At 30.8% G+C, this 522-nt stretch carries 1 protein-coding gene; it reads left to right on the top strand.

Annotation, left to right across the window (positions count from 1 at the left end; all coding sequences use genetic code 11):
- Positions 1–28 precede the first annotated feature (28 nt).
- Positions 29–522 (top strand): ABC transporter permease (locus KGF36_RS19855; protein WP_413926895.1); only part of this gene is annotated, 494 nt, incomplete at its 3' end.

Here is a 522-nt window from a genome sequence, read left to right as displayed (position 1 = left end):
AAAATATTTTCAAAGGAGTGTTTTATTTATGTCAGGTATTATATCTGTAATGACGCAAAGTTTAATTTTATCAATCATGGCACTGGGGGTTTATATAACTTACAAAATCTTAGATTTTCCCGATATGTCTGCTGATGGTAGCTACACAATGGGAGCTTCTATTGTAGCCTTTTCTCTTACTAATGGGATTTCTCCTGTAGTAGCAACTTTAATGGCTATTTTATGTGGTTGTATTGCTGGTCTTGTAACTGGTATACTTCACATTAAATTTAAAATATCTAACTTACTTTCTGGTATTTTAGTTATGGGAATGCTCTACTCTATCAACTTAAGAATAATGGGAAAATCAAATATCCCACTATTTAGTTTTAAACATTTATTCAATGGAGAAATATCTCCTATAGTTTTAGCTTTAGTATTTGTATTTATCTGTAAAGTGCTTTTAGATTTATTCTTAAAGACAGGTCTTGGATACACTCTAAAAGGTGTTGGTGACAACTCTCAAATGATTAAATCTTTGGG

The organism is Clostridioides sp. ZZV14-6009 (assembly GCF_020658095.1).
In the GTDB taxonomy this organism is placed as follows: Bacteria; Bacillota; Clostridia; order Peptostreptococcales; family Peptostreptococcaceae; genus Clostridioides.
Note: the sequence above shows the minus strand (reverse complement) of the source record. Positions and strands in the feature narration are given on the sequence as shown.